Origin of the sequence: Nocardia alba NBRC 108234 (genome assembly GCF_001612665.1) — a bacterium.
Classification (GTDB): domain Bacteria; phylum Actinomycetota; class Actinomycetes; order Mycobacteriales; family Mycobacteriaceae; genus Nocardia; species Nocardia alba.
The window spans coordinates 1093611-1111796 of sequence record NZ_BDAX01000002.1; the positions used below are offsets into that span (position 1 = coordinate 1093611).

At 64.7% G+C, this 18186-nt stretch carries 15 protein-coding genes; 4 read left to right on the top strand and 11 right to left on the bottom strand.

Annotated features, from left to right (window positions below):
• Positions 1-8: 8 nt before the first annotated feature.
• The 5 genes from NA12_RS06675 to NA12_RS06695 form a co-directional block, all read right to left on the bottom strand.
• Complete coding sequence (locus NA12_RS06675; RefSeq protein WP_067447068.1) at positions 9-1049, bottom strand: MCE family protein; 1041 nt, start codon at positions 1047-1049, stop codon at positions 9-11.
• Positions 1046-2311, bottom strand: coding sequence for an MlaD family protein (locus NA12_RS06680; RefSeq protein WP_067447071.1), 1266 nt, complete (start codon positions 2309-2311; stop codon positions 1046-1048). The genes NA12_RS06675 and NA12_RS06680 overlap by 4 nt, the downstream gene beginning before the upstream one ends.
• A gap of 1 nt (position 2312) precedes the next feature.
• Positions 2313-3167 carry an ABC transporter permease gene (locus tag NA12_RS06685; RefSeq protein ID WP_067447073.1) on the bottom strand — a complete coding sequence of 285 codons (855 nt, stop codon included), beginning with the start codon at positions 3165-3167 and terminating at the stop codon, positions 2313-2315.
• Positions 3167-3994, bottom strand: coding sequence for an MlaE family ABC transporter permease (locus tag NA12_RS06690; RefSeq protein ID WP_132369961.1), 828 nt, complete (start codon positions 3992-3994; stop codon positions 3167-3169). The genes NA12_RS06685 and NA12_RS06690 overlap by 1 nt, the downstream gene beginning before the upstream one ends.
• 738 nt (positions 3995-4732) lie before the next feature.
• Entirely contained in the window at positions 4733-6340 is a 1608-nt protein-coding gene (locus NA12_RS06695; protein ID WP_084472474.1) for an MFS transporter, read from the bottom strand.
• Between the two features lie 461 nt (positions 6341-6801).
• On the opposite strand from NA12_RS06695, the gene NA12_RS06705 reads away from it, so the two are divergent.
• From NA12_RS06705 to NA12_RS06715, 3 genes are all read left to right on the top strand, one after another.
• Positions 6802-9015 (top strand): molybdopterin-containing oxidoreductase family protein, encoded by a 2214-nt coding sequence (locus tag NA12_RS06705; protein ID WP_243654935.1) that lies wholly within the window; start codon positions 6802-6804, stop codon positions 9013-9015.
• Entirely contained in the window at positions 9012-10694 is a 1683-nt protein-coding gene (locus tag NA12_RS06710; protein WP_067447082.1) for a 4Fe-4S binding protein, read from the top strand. Before NA12_RS06705 ends, NA12_RS06710 begins: the two co-directional genes overlap by 4 nt.
• A gap of 70 nt (positions 10695-10764) precedes the next feature.
• Positions 10765-11847, top strand: a complete 1083-nt coding sequence (locus tag NA12_RS06715) for an NAD(P)H-dependent amine dehydrogenase family protein (protein ID WP_067447084.1) — start codon at positions 10765-10767, stop codon at positions 11845-11847.
• A 140-nt stretch (positions 11848-11987) separates the two neighbouring features.
• On the opposite strand, the gene NA12_RS06720 is transcribed toward NA12_RS06715, so the two are convergent.
• The 5 genes from NA12_RS06720 to NA12_RS06740 all read right to left on the bottom strand — a co-directional run bounded on the left by NA12_RS06720 (position 11988) and on the right by NA12_RS06740 (position 15697).
• Positions 11988-13034 (bottom strand): TIGR03857 family LLM class F420-dependent oxidoreductase, encoded by a 1047-nt coding sequence (locus NA12_RS06720; protein ID WP_067447086.1) that lies wholly within the window; start codon positions 13032-13034, stop codon positions 11988-11990.
• Positions 13035-13327: 293 nt separating this feature from the next.
• The gene (locus NA12_RS06725; protein ID WP_132369887.1) at positions 13328-13564 is read right to left on the bottom strand and encodes a hypothetical protein; all 237 of its coding nucleotides are present in this window, start codon (positions 13562-13564) and stop codon (positions 13328-13330) included.
• A 242-nt stretch (positions 13565-13806) separates the two neighbouring features.
• Complete coding sequence (locus NA12_RS06730; RefSeq protein ID WP_067447634.1) at positions 13807-14634, bottom strand: extracellular catalytic domain type 1 short-chain-length polyhydroxyalkanoate depolymerase; 828 nt, start codon at positions 14632-14634, stop codon at positions 13807-13809.
• A 156-nt stretch (positions 14635-14790) separates the two neighbouring features.
• The gene (locus NA12_RS06735) at positions 14791-15156 is read right to left on the bottom strand and encodes a VOC family protein (RefSeq protein WP_067447091.1); all 366 of its coding nucleotides are present in this window, start codon (positions 15154-15156) and stop codon (positions 14791-14793) included.
• A gap of 76 nt (positions 15157-15232) precedes the next feature.
• Positions 15233-15697, bottom strand: a complete 465-nt coding sequence (locus NA12_RS06740; RefSeq protein ID WP_084472400.1) for an HIT family protein — start codon at positions 15695-15697, stop codon at positions 15233-15235.
• A gap of 188 nt (positions 15698-15885) precedes the next feature.
• Between NA12_RS06740 and NA12_RS06745 the strand changes: the two genes are divergently transcribed.
• The gene (locus NA12_RS06745; RefSeq protein WP_067447092.1) at positions 15886-16782 is read left to right on the top strand and encodes an aminoglycoside phosphotransferase family protein; all 897 of its coding nucleotides are present in this window, start codon (positions 15886-15888) and stop codon (positions 16780-16782) included.
• Positions 16783-16826: 44 nt separating this feature from the next.
• Here the strand turns inward: NA12_RS06745 and NA12_RS06750 are convergent, their stop codons facing one another.
• On the bottom strand, positions 16827-17942 hold the full coding sequence (locus NA12_RS06750; RefSeq protein WP_067447094.1) for a MerR family transcriptional regulator: 1116 nt from the start codon (positions 17940-17942) through the stop codon (positions 16827-16829).
• Between the last annotated feature and the right edge of the window lie 244 nt (positions 17943-18186).

The window sequence follows — 18186 nt, forward strand, 5'->3', positions numbered from 1 at the left end:
GAATTGCCTCACCTACAGATCGGCGATTGCTGAACGGTTCCGGCCGGGGTGGCCATTCTGACGATCGCCGGGATCAATTCCGAGAGCGCTGGGATCGCGGTGAAGCCGAGATTGCAGAGATAGACATTGAGGTTCGCGCCTTCCTGGCTGACGCGGGCGATGCCCTTCAACAGCGCGGGCAGGTTGAAACCCAGGTAGGCGAACTGATCCTTGTTCTGCTCGAAATGCCGGGTGAACCCAGGTTCCCGGTTCATCAGTCGCTCGAGCGCGGGCCGGTCCTCGGCGACGACGGTCGCCATCCGGTCCGCGACTCCCGAGACCTCGGTCAACGTCGTCATCAGTTCGTCACGGTGACGCGCCAGCCCTTCGACGATGGTCCGGGTTCGGCTCAGCAATGTGCTGAGTTCGGCCCGTCGACCCGCCAGGTTCTGCACGACCTGGTTGAGATTGGTGATGACCGCGCCGAGCACCTGATCCGGACCGGCCAAAGACTGTGCCAGCGTGGACATCTGCTCGATCAGCCGGGTCAGCGAGCCGACGTCGCCCTGCAACGCTTGCACGAGTGCGGCGGTGACATTGTCGACCTGCTGGGGGTCGAGACCACTGAACAGTGGTTCGAATCCGTTGAGCAGCGCCGAGAGGTCGAAGGACGGCTCGGTGCGCTCCACCGGGATCTCCCCGTCGCTCGCGAGTACGGAGTCCACGCGGTTCTCGCCACGGGACAAACCGAGATAGCGCTGTCCGATGACGTTCTGATAGGTGATGGCGGCCACGGTGTCGCCGTAGAGGTGCTGGGCATCTTGAACCCGAAACCGAACCCGGGCTCGAGTGCCGGCGAGTTCCACCGCGTCGACACGTCCGACGCGTACCCCCGCCATTCGCACGTCGTCGCCGACCCGCAACCCGGTGGCATCGGTGAAGATCGCCGAATACGGCTTCGTCGAGCCGTCGATGCCGCGATTCAGGGTCACGAAGGTCATGGAGATGAGGGCGAACGCCACGACGAGAAAAACACTGAGTCCGGCCACCGAACGACGATGCTGGTTCATCGTGGAGCACCTCCTGTTCCGGGGACACCGGTGGTGAGTAGTTGGGCCAGCACCTGTTCCGCGCTGTTGGCGCCGCCCGCGAGCACCCGGCCGATGAGGTCTTGCATCTGCGGAGTCAGCACGGGTTTCGGTATGGAGCGAGGATCGAGCGACGCGGGCAGCGGCTCGGCCGAGGTCGTCAGCGGCGCTGTCGCGCAGCTCGGGCCCGCGAGGTCGCCGTAGCGGGGGCAGTCCGCCCGTGTGTACGCGGTGTCGGGGGTCAGCCTGATCTGGAACTTTCCGGTCCCGTTCTTGGTCTCCTCGTTCCAGAATTCGGCGAACCACACGTCGGAGAGGTGCTTGATGCTGCCCACGATGGGACCGAAGTTCGAACTACCCGCGGCGAAGACATCCAGGACCGGAGTGAGCTGGTCGGTGACTGTCACCATCTCCTCGACGTGACGGTCCAATCCGCCGCCGACGGTCGACAACGTGGCGGTGCCCGCCGAGAGCAGGTTGCGCAGCTCGGCCTCCTGCTCGACGACAGCACGCATCGGGACGACCGCGGAATGCAGGACATCGAGGAGATCCGGTGCCGCCGAGGCCAATCCCTGCACCGATTCGGTCAGCGCGGTCATCGTCGACGGCTCCCCCGGCGGCGCGATCTGGGCGGCGAGTTCGGTGGTGATGCGGTCGAGCTGGGCACCGGCGCGCACGAGGTCGGCGCCGCGCCGGTCGGTGGCCTTGGCGACCGCGGCGAGCACTCCCACCGTGTCACTCGTGCTGATCCGCGCCGTCGCCGCCACGATGGTCCGCAGCTTGGTCAGCGCCGTCTGCAATTGCACCGTCGACAGACTCGTATCCTGCTGGATCTGCGCGCCGGCCCGCAGCGGTCGTCCGGGACCGTTGTCGACCAGCTGCACCGAGGACACCGCGAAGATGTTGCTGGGGACAACCCGTGCGGTCACCGAGTCCGGAATGCTCACCAGCAGATGAGGTTCGAGCTCCAGTTTGGCTCGATTGCGGCCACCGTTGATCGATGGCGTCACTTCGGCGACAGTCCCCACCAACACACCGCGGAACTTCACGTCCGAGTTGGGCGGGAGCCCATCGCCCACCTGCTCGAGCAGGGCAGTGATCTCGGCCTTCTCTTCGAAGGACCCGGTCGATTTCATGTACACGAGGGTGAGCCCACCGACGATCAGCGCGAATGCAACCAATCCACGCAACAGCAGGGACAATTTCGACGGACCGCGTCCGTCCTTGTCGAACAAGACCGACATCTCACCCTCCCAGCCGTGCGCTGGCCCCGATGCCCCACACGGCGATGGTCAGCATGAGATTGACGACGATCATCACCGAGATCGCCGAGCGCATGGCCCGGCCCGCCGCGATGCCGACACCCTGTGGCCCACCCGCCGCGTAGTACCCGTAGTAGCACTGGATCGTGGTGGTGATCAGTACGAAGACGATCGCTTTGCCGAGCGAGTAGATGATGTCGGGCCCGTTCAAGACGAGCTGGAAGTAGTGACGATACGTCCCGATCGACAGCCCACCCGACATACCGACCACCATTTCGACGGCCACGTAGTTGGCCGCCAAACAGAGCAGATACAGCGGCACGATCGCTACCACGGAGGCCAAGAGCTTGGTGCTGACCAGGTAGGGGATGGATCGGATCGCCATCGATTCCATGGCGTCGATCTCCTCGGAGATACCCATCGCGCCGAGCTGTGCGGTGAACCGGCAACCCGCCTGGGCCGCGAAGGCCAGTGAGGCCATGATCGGCGCCAACTCGCGCGTCGAGGCCGTCGAGGCGACCAAACCGATCGCGGGCTCCATGCCGAGCAGGTGCAGGGCGTTATAGCCTTCCAGCCCGATAATCGCGCCACCGGCGGCGCCCAGGATGATGATGACTCCCGCGGTTCCACCGCCGACGACGATCGATCCGTTTCCCCACGCGATATCGGACAGGGTCCGCATGAACTCGATACGGTAATTTCGGAGCATCACCGGAATCGATGCGGCGGCACGTACGAAGAAGGTGAACATATGCCCGAGCCGCATGAATACGACGCCGAACTTCTTCGCATATGTCGTCACCAACCTGGTGCCGAACGGATGATAGGTGGATGCCATTACAAGCCCTGCCTGGGAAACAACATCATGAACAGCTGCGTGAACAAAACATTGACGATCATGAGCAACAGAATCGAGGAGACCACCGTTGAATTCACCGAATTCGCGACCCCGGCGGATCCCCCCTTGGTAGTCAGACCCTTATGACAGGCGACCACCGCGACGATCGCGCCGTAGACCACCGCCTTCACGAGAGTCAAGACCAGATCCCCGACCGTGGCGAACGAGGCGAACGTCGCGACGAAACTTCCGGGCGCACCGCCCTGAGCGAAGACATTGAAGGCATAGCCCGCCACGAAACCGACGAAGCATACGACCCCGGTGAGCGAAACGCCGATGACGATCGCGGCCAGGAACCGGGGAACCACCATGCGCCGGATCACCGAGACGCCCATGATCTCCATGGCGTCCAGTTCCTCCCGAATCTTGCGCGATCCCAGGTCAGCGCAGATGGCAGACCCGACTGCCGCGGCCATCAGCAGCGCCGCCACCATCGGGGCGCCCTGCCGGATGACGGCCAACCCGCTGGCGGCCCCCGCCAGCGAGGTCGCACCGACTTGGCCTGCCAGCAGCCCGAACTGAATGGAGAGTGTGACCCCGATCGGCAAAGCGACAAAGATTGTCGGCAGCACCGCCGCGGAAGCCATGAAAGCTCCCTGCGCCAGGGTTTCCCGCACAGCCAGCTTTCCGGTGAAGAGGTCGATCAGCAGATATTGCACCGTACGAACACCGAGGACGAATTGGCCACCGACCGTATCGATGGCGACACCGGGATGCCGACCGAGATATCCACGAAACCATGCGGCGACCTCCCTGCTCGCCGGCATGGCAGACCGCTCGGAGCTCACCGCTCGCCTTTCACGGCCCTTGCCTGCTGCCGGATCGAATCCGTTTACCATCGGTTCGCGCGTCTCCATTCGGGTAACACCACCTATTTGCCATCCCGAGTGTGCGGGACGTCACAGGGTCTAGTCAATGAAATTCCGAAATAAATTTTCAGGCCATTTTATGGGCATAATTGAAATGCACGACAATATGCCCGCCTACAAAATAGGCGAGCTTCATCGTCGCGTCGGCGCGTATTTCCGATCGACAAATAATATGTAGAAAATTCAGGTCTATTGGACTGCCCGATCAGTCGGGCACCCCTCCTATCGCGGCGTCGCAGGAATTTCCGGGTCGCGTCCAGCAGCGCGCGGACGGAGTCCACCGTCGATACCAGCTCCGGCGAACCATCCCGCTCCCTCCGACCTTCACGCTACGACCACCATTCGCCCACCAACCCTCGCGGTTGCCACTCGAGATCGGCTACCCGGTCAGCCTCGGACCCACGGGCGGCGTACGCTGTTCGCAGCTGCCCGATACCAACGTGTGCAAGCATACTGTATAGCTTACAGTTAGTCACGCAGAAGGGTCGGCTCCGGCCTGCTGGTGTCCGCCGAGACGTCGGCGAGCGCGAACTGCCCGGCCGACTGCACCAGTGGATCGCGTGGGAACGGAACGTGGTCTCCACTACAGCTGCTGGAGCCGCGAGGCGCGTGACTCGATTACAGCAACGACCCCGGCTAGGGGTTGATCTCGATCGCTTTCCCGGTGACGTGGACCGGCGCGACGTCCGAGGCGAGCTCGGACGTCTGCGGGCCCGCCTCGACGTCGGCTGCGGCGAGGCGCACCCGACCGGGCGCCCAGAAGACGACGACCGCGGCCGCGGCGAGCACTCCAGCCGCCAGCACCATCGCCGCCGCGCCCGACCCGTGCACGAAGGCCTCCTCGATCCGCTCGACGAGCGGACGCGCCGCGGGCCCGATAGCCTCCGCTGCCGCCAGCGCCGCGGCGGGCGAGGCCACCACGGGGGCGCGTAGCTCGAGCGGCAAGGCGGCCACCACCGGCTCGATCCGCTCCCGATACCCGGCGGCGAGCAGACTCCCGACAACCGCGATCCCGATCGCGGCGCCCACCTCACGAGTCGCGTCGTTGACAGCCGCGGCGACGCCGTGTTTGTGCGCAGGCACCGCCCCGACAATGGCCGCCGTGGCCGGTGTCGCGGACAAGGCGATACCGAGGCCGATCACGACCAACGCCCACACCAGCTCGGAGTACCCACCGTGTACCGACAGACGGGCCAAGCCGTACATGCCCACCGCGGTGACGGCCAGTCCCGACGCCATCATCGCGCGCAACCCGATGCGTTCCGACAGCCAGGGGGCGACCGGCGAGACCAACACGAGCGGCACCATGATCGGCGACACCGCCAGCGCCGCGCCCAGCGGACCGTATCCGAGTACCAGCTGCAAATACTGCACGACCAGCATGAAAACGCCGAACACCACCAGAAACTGCGCGGTGATGGTGAACGCGCCCGAGCCGAACTTCCGGTCGGCGAAGAGCCGCACATCCAGCATCGGCGCATCGGCCCGCAATTCCACCGCGACGAACAGCGCACTCGAACCCAGACCGACCGCGAGGAGAACGAGCACGAGCGGATCGCCCCACCCGACCAACGGCACCTCCGACGCCGCGACGACCACCGAGCCGACGGCCACCGCCCCGACCACCGCGCCTGCCGTATCGAACCGGACCCGCGACTCCTCGACGGATTCGGCCACCGTGCACGCGGCGACCGCCAGGACCAGCCCGGCACCCGCCATCGCGATGAGAATGGCCGTCCACGACCACCACATGAGCAGGACACCCGCACCCAGCAGACCGATCGCACCACCACTGGCCACTGCCGCCGCCCAGACTCCGACCGCCAGCCCACGACGCGATGCGGGAAATCCCGCGGTCAGCAACGACAAGGTCGACGGCATGACCAGCGCGGCGCCGACACCGGTGACCGCACGCGCGGCGATGAGCCAGACCGGCCCCGACACCACCAGCGGGATCAGCGAACCGGCGGCGAGAACGAGCAAACCCGCCACCATCATCCGGCGGCGCCCGTACCGATCCCCGAGCGCGCCACCCGGCAGCACCAGGCACGCCAGCGCGAGGGTGTAGGAATCGGTGATCCAGGTCAATTGCTGCTGCGACGCGCCGGTCGCGGTCGCGATGCTCGGCAGGGCCCCATAGAGCGCGACCATGCCCGCGATCACGAGCCCGACCGCGAGGCACGCCACGATCAGCGCCCAGACACGGGCGGCTCCGAGCCCGGCCGAATCGTGATTCCCTGCCATCCGACCCTCCACAAACACACTGTTGAAGCTATTACTGTAATAGTTCCAGTAACCGTAGCATCTGTCGGTTGCCGACACCTCGAATGATCCGATCACCGGGCCCGGACCTGCACGAACCGGCCCATGTGCGGACCACGGATCTTCGGCCCCGAGCACATCGCCACAGCTCTACTCAGCACTCGAATGCACCACGCCCGGCAAGCGGACAGGACCCCGGTCGAGATGCCCGAGAGGCCCGGGTGACGCGGCGCGGACAGCCGGAACCGAAACGCCTGCGCGACAACCATATCGACCAAAGTTGTCGCATCAACTGTAATTCCAACTGTACTATTGTCGACGCAACGACTCGATGCTAGGGTTCGCAGCTACGCGCAATGGTGACCACGGCCGGTTCGGGACTCACCGAATCTTGCGCCGGAGGCGTCGAAGTCGCTCATGAATCTCACGTGGACGGAGCGTTCGTGACTACCAGATCCGATTCCGAGGTCACGTCGAGAGCATCGATGACCAGTGGCACGGCCCCCCTGCCGGTAGTCGAGGCGAAGACCTTCTGTGGCATCTGCGAGGCATCGTGCGGCCTGATCGCCACGATCGACAACGACAGAGTGACCGAACTGCGCCCCGATCCGGATCACCCGACATCGCGCGGCTTCGCCTGTTCGAAGGGCGTGATGTTCCATCACGTGGCGGCCGACCCGGACCGGGTATTGCACCCGATGCGCAGAAAGACCGATGGGTCCTTCGCGCGAGCGACATGGGAAGAGGCACTCGACGATGTCGGCCGCCGACTCGAGTCGATCCAACGGGCACATGGAAATGAATCGATCGGTATCGCCTACGGCAACCCGGTCGCATGGAGTTTCGCCGCGGCCGTGACAGCGAGCGGTTTGGCTACGAGCCTCGGAACCCGACATCTTTACTCGTCGGCCTCCGTTGACGTCAACAACTACTTCGCGGCAGCCGACCTGCTCTACGGCAACACGCTGATCTATCCGCTGCCGGATTTCGTCGCGACCGACTTCGCGTTGATCATTGGGGCCAATCCTGTTGTCTCCCACGGCAGTATGGTCACCACCGGACGTATCCGCGATGTACTCGTCGGAATACCCGAGCGCGGAGGCCGGGTGGTGGTCGTCGACCCGCGCCGTTCCGAAACAGCACAACTGTTCGAGCATCTCCCGATCCGAGCGGGTGCCGATCCGTGGTTGTTGGCCGCGATGCTGCGGGTGATCTTCGATGAAGACCTCATCGACGTCTCGGTTGTTCGCGCGCAGACCTCGGGAATCGCGGGACTGCGAGACATGGTCGCGCGCTTCGACCTCGACCGTGCCGCGGTGGAGACCGGCATCGACGCCGCAGTGATCGCCGAGCTGGCGCGGGCACTCGCGACGGCGCGAACCGCGTGCGTGTACGGCCGCTGCGGCGCCTCGCTCGGCCGGTATTCGACGCTGACCAAATTCCTGCTCGACGCGTTGGCGATCGTCACCGGAAACCTGGACAGACGTGGAGGTATGGTGTTCGGTCACTCCATGATCGAGGCAAAGGGCACCGGCGATCTGGGTGGCTCGGGACGCAACCGCTGGAAAACGCGCGTGCGCGGGGTCGGCGAGGTGAACGGGACCGCACCGATGGCCTGCATGGCCGAGGAGATCACCACGCCGGGCAAGGGGCGATTGCGCGCGCTGATCGCGCTCTCGACCAACTTCGTGAGTAGTGCACCCGGTAGCAGTCAGACGATTGCCGCGCTAGACGAACTCGAGCTGATGGTGTCGCTGGATCCCTACCTCACCGAGACGAGCAGCCGTGCGCATTGGGTTCTTCCACCCACCGTCTGGCTGGAACGCGAACACCTGCCGATCTTCACCCAGACACAGTCCACGGTTCCCAATGCCCAGTGGGTCGCTCCGCTGGTACCGGCGCCCGGCGAAGCACGCGACGACGCGTGGATTCTCGAGCAGATCGCTCATCGGATAGGTGAGACGACACTCGGCATACCCGGCGCGAAGCTGCTGGCGAGAATCGGAATTCGATTCAGCCCTGCGCAACTCATCGATCTTGCCGTTCGTCTGGGTCCCCACGGCGATCTGTTCGGCCTGCGCAGGAAGGGACTCAGTCGGCGTAAGTTGATGGCGACCGAAGGCGCGGTGAAACTGGCCGATGACTGCCCGGTCGGGGTATTCGACGCGAAGATCCAACATACCGATCGACGCGTTCACCTTCTCCACGCCGAGATCGGGTCGGAGATCGACCGGCTGATCGACGGAATCGATGACCCCCGGTATCCGCTGCGACTGTTCAGCGTCAGGGAATTACGGTCGCACAACTCGTGGCTGCACAACATCCCCAGATTGATGTCCGGAGATCGCCGTTGCCGCGCGCTGATGTCGCCCACCGATGCCGCGGCGGCCGGTTTACACGACCGCGACGACGTCACGATCGTCTCCGCGTGGGGCGAGGTACGGGTCCCGATGGTGGTCACCGATGAGATCGCCGATGGGTCGGTCGGCCTGACCCACGGGTGGGGACACGAGGGCGGTTGGCGCACCGCGATCGCGGCCGGCGGTGCCAACTACAACGTTCTGACTCCCAACGACACGAACCAGATCGACCGGCCCTCCGGCAACGCGTTCCTCAACGGAATTCCGGTCACCGTCACTCGATCGGACGAGCGATGACCTATGTGATTGCCCAGAACTGTTGCAACGACGCGAGTTGTGTTGCCGCGTGCCCTGTCGGTTGTATCCACCCGACACCCGACGAGAAGGGCTACGCGACCGCGGAGATGCTGTACATCGACCCGGCCGCCTGTATCGATTGCGGCGCCTGCGTGGATGTCTGCCCGGTCGACGCGGTGGTCCCCGCGGATCAGTTGACCGGCTCGCTGCTTCGCTTCGCGGAGATGAACGCCCAGTACTACCAAGCGAATCCGGTGCGGCACCGTCCGGTGCGACTGGCCGAGAGACCTACGGTGAACGCCGCTGTCGAACCCTTTCGGGTGGCTATCGTCGGCGCGGGGCCGAGTGGGTTCTACGTGGCACAGGCCCTGCTCGCCTCAGCACCCGGCCCGGTCGAAATATCGATGTTCGACAAGCTGCCCACTCCGTTCGGACTCGTCCGATCCGGCGTCGCACCCGACCACCCGAACACGAAAAAGGTGACCGACCTGTTCCGCTGGGTCGCCGCCCACCCCGATGTACACAGTTTCTACAACGTCGAAATCGGTACGCACATCAGCCACGACGAGTTACGGACCCGTCATCATGCCGTCGTGTATACGGTCGGCGCCGCGACAGCGCGCAATCTGGACATTCCCGGCGAGAACCTACCCGGGAGTTACTCCGCCACCGACTTCGTCGCCTGGTACAACGGCCACCCGGACCATGCCGACCTCCCTGTCGAGCTGAGTGGCACGCGAGCGGTCATTATCGGAAACGGCAACGTCGCACTCGACATCGCGCGAATTCTCCTACGAAACGTCGACGACCTAGTCGAGACCGACATCGCCGATCACGCTCTCGCCGCGCTGGCCGAAAGCAGTATTCAGGAGGTGGTGCTGCTCGGACGCCGCGATCTCACCGGCGCCGCCTACACCACCCCGGAACTTCTCGGACTCGATTCACTCGACGATGTCGACGTCGTTGTCGACCCCCGCGACCGGAACGAACATCTCGAGCCGAACAGCCTCGAGACAGACGAACTCGACCAGCTGATCTCCCGCACGAACGGCAGTAAGCGGCTCGTACTGCGCTTCCTGACTTCTCCCTTGGAGATCACCGGCACCGACAGAGTTCGTGGTCTGCGGGTTGGTCGCAATCGTATAGTTGTCGCCGACGGCACAGCGGTCGTGGAGCAGACCGGCCGAACCGAGACAATCGAAACGACTCTGGTTGTGCGCGCGATCGGCTATCGAGGCCAACGGTTACCTGGCTTGCCGTTCGATGAACGCAGCGGCACTATTCCCAACCATCAAGGCAGGGTCGTGGATCCCGCTACTGGCGAAGCGGTGATAGGCGTATACACCTCCGGCTGGATCAAGCGGGGAGCATCGGGAGCAATAGGCACCAACCGTGCCGACGCCGCCGAAACCGTGTCCGCGCTACTCGAGGATCACCGAAACGCGAAGCTGAGCAAGCCAACGGTGACCCCGAGCGATTTCCGCGCACTCGTGCGGGAGCGACAACCGCACCGCTTCGATCGTCAACACTGGCAGCGACTCGACGAGCACGAGCTGGAACTCGGACTTTCCCGTGGTCGGCCTCGCCAGAAGGTTACAGATCGTGATGCCATGATCCGCATAGCGGACCTGTGGCAGCGCCCGGCGCCTCGAATCGATCACATGATCGGCGGGGCGTGAAGACATGCGATCCGGGATCGAGAAACGCGAGCGGCCCGGAAAACTTCCAATATCGAGATAGGTGTGGCCAGTGCGCAGAATAGTCCAGTTCTCCACGGGAAACGTCGGACGGCATTCACTGCGGGCCGTCATCGGCCGACCCGACCTGGAACTTGTCGGGGTGCACGCATCCAGCCCCGCCAAAATCGGGCGTGACGCTGCCGAGTTGTGCGATTGGAGCGAACCGACGGGTGTGATCGCGACCGACGACATCGACGCGCTGATCGGGCTCCGGCCGGATTGTGTGGTCTACACCGCGCTCGCGGAGACGCGACCGATGGAAGCCCTCGAACAGTTGACGCAGATCCTGGCAGCGGGCATCAACGTGGTCGGTACCTCGTTCGTGTGGCTCGCCGCACCGCGATACGCCGGAGACTGGGTGCGCGAACCCTTGGAGAAGGCTTGCGCCGCAGGAGGTTCCTCGCTCTATATCAACGGAGTCGACCCGGGCTACTCCGGAGACACCCTGGTACACACCGCGCTGAGCCTGGCAACCCGGGTCGACTCGATCACCGTCCAGGAGATCTTCGACTACGCCAACTACGATGACGCCGAGTACACCGGTGCCGCCATGGGGTTCGGTGTCGCCGAGGACGAGGAACTACCGCCACTGTTCCTGCCGGGCGTCGTGGAGTCCATGTGGGGCGGACCGGTGCGAGCCCTGGCCGACGGCCTCGGCATCGTGCTCGACGAGGTCCGGCAACGCACCGAACGCTGGTTCACGCCCGAACGTATCGACTGCACGATGATGACTGTGCTTCCCGGACAAATGGCAGCGGTCCGATTCGCCGCCGAGGGTGTGCTGGACGGCGAACCGGTCATCACAGTCGAGCATGTCAATCGGCTCACCGCTGCCGCCGCACCCGGCTGGATCTTCCCGCCCGACGGGCACGTCGGCGTCCACCGTGTCGTCATCGAGGGCGACCCCCGGGTGGAGATCAACACCCACGTCTCCCACCCTCTGCTGGACCCGACCGACGCCGCCTGCATTTCGACCGCGGCCCGCGTGGTCAACGCGATCGAGTGGGTGTGCAACGCCCCGAACGGCATCATCGCCGTCGAGGACATACCTCAGGCCGCGATCATGAATGGGCTGATGTGGCGCGCGAAGTAGCTCCGGGCACCTACCGGGTCGACAGCGTTCATTCGTGCTCGGTCACTACACCGATTATTTCGGTGAGCCGTTCAACCGTGAGATCTTCGGACCGTCGACGGCGGCGGTGTCCATATTTTCCGACATGCGTGGGTACCGAATCAGCTTTCACCGCGGCGATATCGACCGATGATGGGCTCGAGTTCGGCGGGAGTCGCACCGTGCAGGATCACCGCGTCGGCCCCGTATTCGAATTCCTCGCGGATACGATCCACACATTGTTGAGCGGACCCCCTGGCAGAAGGTTCCAGCCACTCGTCCGGGATCAAGGTCGCGATGTGCTCGATCTGATCGGCGGTAGCCTTGTGGTCTATGCCGCCGGGTATCGAATTGACCACCGGATCCTCGCGAAAGCGCTGTAGTACAGCACGATCCCAACCGTTGGTATCGACCAGCAGGTCACCATAGCCCTGTAGGTAAGTGGCCAGTCTCGCGACCGTCTTCTTCAGTCGTAGTGCCTCTGGCAGGTGGTCACCGACGGTGGCAAAGCACGACCATACCTTCACGCTGTCAGGATCTCGGCCCGCCTTCTCGGCGGCGTTCTTCACGATATCGACGCTGCGCCGCAATGTCTCCGGGGTGAAGTAGGTGTGCAGGATGACATCGTCGAACTCCCGACCGCCCAGGGCGAGTGTCTGTGGTCCGAATGCCACCAGGCCCAGCCTGATATCTTCGTCGAAGTCTGGATCCAGGAACAGGACCGGGTACTTTCCGATCGGTCCGTCGTGGTTCAAGACGATCTCGCCGTGCCAGAGTCTGCGCATCACCTGCGCGAAATCCTCCATCTGAGCGGTCGTCACCGCCGGCACTCCGAAGGCGGAATACATGGCCGCGACACCGCGCCCCAGTCCGAGAGTGAATCTACCGCCGGACAACCGGTGCATCGTGGTGGCCCACGATGCGGTGATCAACGGATGGCGTGTGTTGTGATTCGTCGCGGCGGTGGCGATCTGCATGCGGCTGGTGACCGCGCAGGCCGCGCCGACGAGCGAGGATGCCTCCTTGACATTCCATCGCTCCGAGATGAACGCAGTGCCGAACCCGAGTTCCTCACCCTGCCGAGCCTCGTCCATCAAGGTGGCGGGACCCTGACCTCCCGCGCCCGCCAACAGGTAATACCCGAGTTCGTTCAGTACTCGTTCACTCACTGATTCACTGTCCTTTCGACGTGACTACCGGGCGAACCCGGTATGGCTCCTGATGAGCGGCAGGGTGGCGGGCGACGCAAAACCGGGTGGCGCCTGACAGACCGCCGGTACCGCGTTGAGGGCTTTCCTGGATTGACGCCGCAGGCATGCAGACTGGTTCCACCCGGCTCGACACGCTGCCGTCAACCGTTCCTGGTCGTGTACGGGAAGTACCGGCGGGGAGAACAAGAACACCGTGGTGGCGACATTCTTCCCACTGGCAAGCTCGTCGCCTCGAAGCCCAAGCCGTGGCATCAGGGGATCACCCAATTTCGTTCACAAGGGAGTCGCGGCAGCAAGAGCGCGTCGGTTCTGCCGCGCACAGTGGCGTTGCCGTTGGCGTGCTCAGCATTGAACGCGATGATGAACCTGCGTGCGGCACTGGCACAGGCCTCATAGAACAGATCCAGACACTCACCACCGACGTCGGTCCAATGTATTTGGATCACAACATCAGGCTCTGTTGTGCGCAGGATGAAGCCCTCGGACATGAGATCGACCAAACGATAGGTGCCGAAGAGAAATTCCGTCGCGCTCGAGCAACGCACCCATTGACGGGGTCCACATTGCCGCAGCCGATCGGTGGACGCGGACGCCGCAGTACGTGACGCCGGACGATCACCGCCGGACGACAGCGAAGCGACAAACGATATTTCGATCCGAACTACTGGATTACTTACAGTAAGCGATACCATACCAAAGACTGATGCGTGCGACAACGCCGAGAGGTCGGCTAGCGCGGGTGCGCGGCGAAGAACTGCCAGATGGTGTGCGTGGCGCCGGGTGGCCAGGCATGACCACCGCCGGCGATCGTCACCAGTTCGACAGAGCGGCCCCCGGGGCACTCGGCGACCGAAGTGGTGGCCGCACCGACCGAAGTCACCACCGGCGGCGCGCACCCGTCGATACTTCTCCAGGTGGCGTTGAGATCAGGGACGGATGGCCCGTCGATCCGCGCGACGCCGCGGCCCGGCGTGCCGTCGTAGGTGATGTTCGCATCGGCGGTGCCGTGGTGATGAATCACCGAAAGTGGCTGCGGTGAAGAACATTCGCCGAGCTGGGTGCCCGCCACCGGGCCGATCCCCGCGAACAGGCTCGTCCGACACGCCAAGGTGTAGGCCATCACCGCACCGTTGCTCATCCCGGTCACGTATCTGCGCCGCGCATCGATGGGCACCTCGTGCTCCACGGCCGCCACGACCTGCGAAAGGAAACCGATGTCATCGACGTTCGTGCGTTCGGGTACGCCGCAACAGCCGCCGCCGGTGTTCCAAGCGCGGTTGAGCCCATCCGGGTACGCGACGACGAAACCACCCGCGTCGGCCTCGTCGTCCCAGCCGTACGCGCGCTCGGCCTGCGCACCCGACCCGAAGCCACCGTGCAACACCACGACCAGTGGAGCGGGACCGCTCAGATTCTCGGGCACATACAGCCGGAAAGTCCGCGAGACACCCCCGACGTCGATCGTGCGGACCGACGATTCCGACGCAGCCGCCGACGGTCCACAACTCGCGACGAAGAGTAGGCCGACCACTACCGACAACGCACGAAGGAGTGTCACAGCGCCGACCGCACCTCTGATCACCTCCGCGCACCGTGGTTCCAGATCGTCCGCAACTGCCACGAAGCGAGGATAGCGCCCGGCCGCGTTCGGCGACGCGCACACAGTCCGCTCAGCACGTTCATAGCTGAACGTGCGCTGCGTTGTCCGGGCGGTTCAGTCGAGACAGAACTCGTTGCCCTCGACGTCCTGCATCACCAGGCACGACTCGTTGACACCATCGGCGCGCAGTAGTCGTACGCGTACCGCGCCGAGTGGGATAAGTCGCGCGCATTCGGACTCGAGCGCGGCCACGCGCTCGTCACCCACCAGCCCGGTACCGACCCGCACATCCAGGTGCAGCCGATTCTTCACGACCTTGCCTTCGGGCACCCGCAGGAATAACAAGCGCGGGCCCACACCTGACGGATCGACACACGATGAGCCCCGGAACTCGTACCCCAATACCTGCGACCAGAAGCGCGCGAGACGTTCGGGTTCCGCGCAGTCGAAGGTGACCTGGATCGTTTTGACCACTGCCATCGGTTCACGATAGGGAAGGCATCGAACGCGGTCCACAGTTCGAATCTTCACGCGCACAACGCAATACAGGCTCCGATCAGTTCGGTATCGCGAGGTGCGTCGGATTCGGGAACGCAGCGGCCAGCTCGGTGCAGAGCGCATCCAATCCGGTCGCGGGGATCTGTGGCGCGGCCGCAGAATCTGCGTTGTGCCACGCTACATCTGGCGCGGTGTCGGCTGGTCGGGTGAAGACATGCTGGTGGAGGTGGACACCGGCCGCACTGAGCCCGGCCACGAACGTGAAGACGTGGGCAGGTTCGAGCACTCGGCGCAGCGCACCCATCGACGCGCGGACAGCACGAGCGAATGCCACTGTCTCAGCGTCTTCGAGCAGATCGAGGCTCGCGACATGACGGCGAGGTTCGACGAACAGGTAGCCGGGCCGGACCCACTCGTCACGGGCAGGACGGTGGGTCACCATCACCAGGTCGTCGAGATAGACCACCGGACTCACCAGTGGTCCGGTCCCGTTGTGTTTGTCGCAGATCACGCAGCCCCGCATGCGCCGACGATACCGATGCTCCGGCAACCACCGTGTGCGTCCGACTCGACGCATCGAGCAGGCGCCGATCACGTAGTCGTCGTGACCGAGAAAGCGATGGCAGCCGAGTGCCTTCGGACGAGCGAAGAACCGCGGAAGTCGAAGAAATTCGATTGACGGTGCGGATCATTCGGTGTTCGTCTGAGTAGATGGTCGAGATGCACGCGGACGAGCCGGATACCGATGCGGGCCTCGTCCGGCGGCTGTTGCGCGCTCAGTTCCCGCACTGGGCGGACCTACCGGTCGATCGCCTCGTTTCGGGCGGGACCGTCAACGCCGTCTACCGGCTCGGCGACACATTGACGGTCCGGCTTCCACTCACACGAGCAGGCGCTCGCGATCTGGATCGGGAGCGTCGATGGCTCCCGAAGCTCGCGTCCGTGCTGCCGGTCACCATCCCCACCGTGGTCGCCATGGGTGAGCCCGCCGAGGGATACCCCTGGTCCTGGACGGTGCACGAGTGGATCGACGGTGAACCTCCGGTCGAAGGTCGCCTCACCCGACCGGAGCATCTCGCCCACGACGTGGCCGAGTTCGTGACAGCGATGCGCGAGGTCGGCCTCGACGCCGGACCGACCGCCTACCGGGGTGCCCCGCTGGCCACCGTCGACCGTCATACGCGAGCCGCGATCGTGGACCTGAGCCACACCGACGAGTCGTTCGACGCGAACGCGGCCACCATCGCATGGAACGAAGCGCTGGCCGCACCGGCCTGGACCGCGGCTCCCCGCTGGGTGCATGCCGACCTGATGCCGAGCAACCTGCTCCTCACCGCAGGCAGGCTGACCGGAGTACTCGACTTCGCCACCGTCGGAGTCGGCGACCCCGCCTGCGACCTCATTCCCGCGTGGAACCTGCTGTCCACCTCTGCCAGAGAGGTTTTCCGCGACGCCGTCGACGTCGACGACGCCACCTGGCTGCGCGGCCGCGGTTGGGCGCTGTCCATGGCCGTCATCCAGCTCCCGTACTACCGGACCACCAATCCGATCATCTCCGCCAACGCCCGCCACACCATCGGCGAAATCCTCGCCGCTTCGGATACCTGATCTCGAATCGAGGGCCATACCGATCATGCGCTGAGACAACAGTTTCAGGCAATCAGCAGGCGGAGACCGAGATCTGCCGCGTCGAGCCCGATGAGATCACCATTGCGCTCGGCCCACTCCCCCGAAGCCAGGTCGTCGCGGAGGCGTCGCACCGCCCGCAGCTCGGCGTCCTGCCCCACTCGCGTCCAGGTCGATACGGCACGGCGCACGTGTTCCTCCAGATACGCCTTCGGCCGGCGCCAGTACGCCTCGAAAAGCCCGTCCGCGCAGTCGAACGGAATGGGCACCGGCTCCGCGACAGCGCCGATCGGCTCGGCCATATCGGCCGGCGCGGGAAAGTCCGCGAGGAGGTCCCCGAACTCGGGCAGATAGTCGCGAGTCAGCCAGAACCGGTCCTGCCAGCCCGGCTCGCCCGCATCGAAAGTGAGCACGACCACGCGCCGGGCCACGCGCCGCATCTCGCGCAGCCCACCGATCGGGTCGCGCCAATGATGGACCGTGGACACGGCCATGGCCGCATCGAACGACTGGTCAGGGAACGGCAGACTCTCGGCCGCGCCGGCTACGCAGCGCGCCGAGCCGGCGGGACGCTGCGCGCGCATGACCGCCGAGGGTTCGACCGCGGTCACCTCCCGATCGTAGGGCTCATAGGACCCGGTTCCGGCCCCGACGTTCAGCACTGTCCGCGCGTCACCGAGCCCCTCCCAGATCTGCGCGGCGATCCGAGGGTCCGTGCGCCGCGTTGTGGTGTACGCGCCGCCGATCGTGTCGTACAGGCGCGCACCGAACATCCCCAGTCGCTCCGCTGTCCCCACCGTGGCTCCCCTCGCCCGCGCTTCGAGTTCTGTGTCGATGGCAGCGACCATGGCCTGGGTCCGATCACGCTTTTCCAGCAGCAGGCCACGTAGTCGATGCAGATGCGCGATCGCGTCGGTCGACGGGTCGGTGATCAGATCCGCGATCTCCCGTAGCCCGAAGCCCAAGCGCCGGTAGACCAGGACCTCGCGGAGCTGCTCGACCTCGTCAGCCGAGTACGCTCGATACCCGCCTGACGTGCGCGCCGACGGACGGACGAGCCCGATCTCGTCGTAATGATGCAGTGTACGAACGCTCACGCCCGCCAACTCGGCCACGCGTCCCACGGTCAGATGCTCCTCCATGGCATCGACTATGCGGCCTGACGCCACGTGAGGGTCAAGCACCGGCGTCCGTGGCGAGATAGACCGTCCAGGCAACGGCATGACAGCGGGTCTGGTGCCGCTCTGCCCCATACGAATCGGTACCCGGTGTGACCGAGGCTACTTCGCGAATTGGGCGAATTGACCGGATCGTTGCGTGGCGGTTTGGACGAAACGTCCTATCGGCCCAGGTCGGCTGGCGGTAAGACTGCGCGAGGATTATCGG

What these genes read in the sequence shown, in the direction of transcription:
- NA12_RS06745 (WP_067447092.1), top strand. Translation starts at nt 15,886, where the DNA reads ATGGTCGAGATGCACGCGGACGAGCCGGATACCGATGCGGGCCTCGTC.
- NA12_RS06750 (WP_067447094.1), bottom strand. Translation starts at nt 17,942, where the DNA reads ATGGAGGAGCATCTGACCGTGGGACGCGTGGCCGAGTTGGCGGGCGTG.
- NA12_RS06735 (WP_067447091.1), bottom strand. Translation starts at nt 15,156, where the DNA reads ATGGCAGTGGTCAAAACGATCCAGGTCACCTTCGACTGCGCGGAACCC.
- NA12_RS06675 (WP_067447068.1), bottom strand. Translation starts at nt 1,049, where the DNA reads ATGAACCAGCATCGTCGTTCGGTGGCCGGACTCAGTGTTTTTCTCGTC.
- NA12_RS06680 (WP_067447071.1), bottom strand. Translation starts at nt 2,311, where the DNA reads ATGTCGGTCTTGTTCGACAAGGACGGACGCGGTCCGTCGAAATTGTCC.
- NA12_RS06725 (WP_132369887.1), bottom strand. Translation starts at nt 13,564, where the DNA reads ATGTCCGAGGGCTTCATCCTGCGCACAACAGAGCCTGATGTTGTGATC.
- NA12_RS06695 (WP_084472474.1), bottom strand. Translation starts at nt 6,340, where the DNA reads ATGGCAGGGAATCACGATTCGGCCGGGCTCGGAGCCGCCCGTGTCTGG.
- NA12_RS06740 (WP_084472400.1), bottom strand. Translation starts at nt 15,697, where the DNA reads ATGCGGGGCTGCGTGATCTGCGACAAACACAACGGGACCGGACCACTG.
- NA12_RS06710 (WP_067447082.1), top strand. Translation starts at nt 9,012, where the DNA reads ATGACCTATGTGATTGCCCAGAACTGTTGCAACGACGCGAGTTGTGTT.
- NA12_RS06690 (WP_132369961.1), bottom strand. Translation starts at nt 3,994, where the DNA reads ATGCCGGCGAGCAGGGAGGTCGCCGCATGGTTTCGTGGATATCTCGGT.
- NA12_RS06685 (WP_067447073.1), bottom strand. Translation starts at nt 3,167, where the DNA reads ATGGCATCCACCTATCATCCGTTCGGCACCAGGTTGGTGACGACATAT.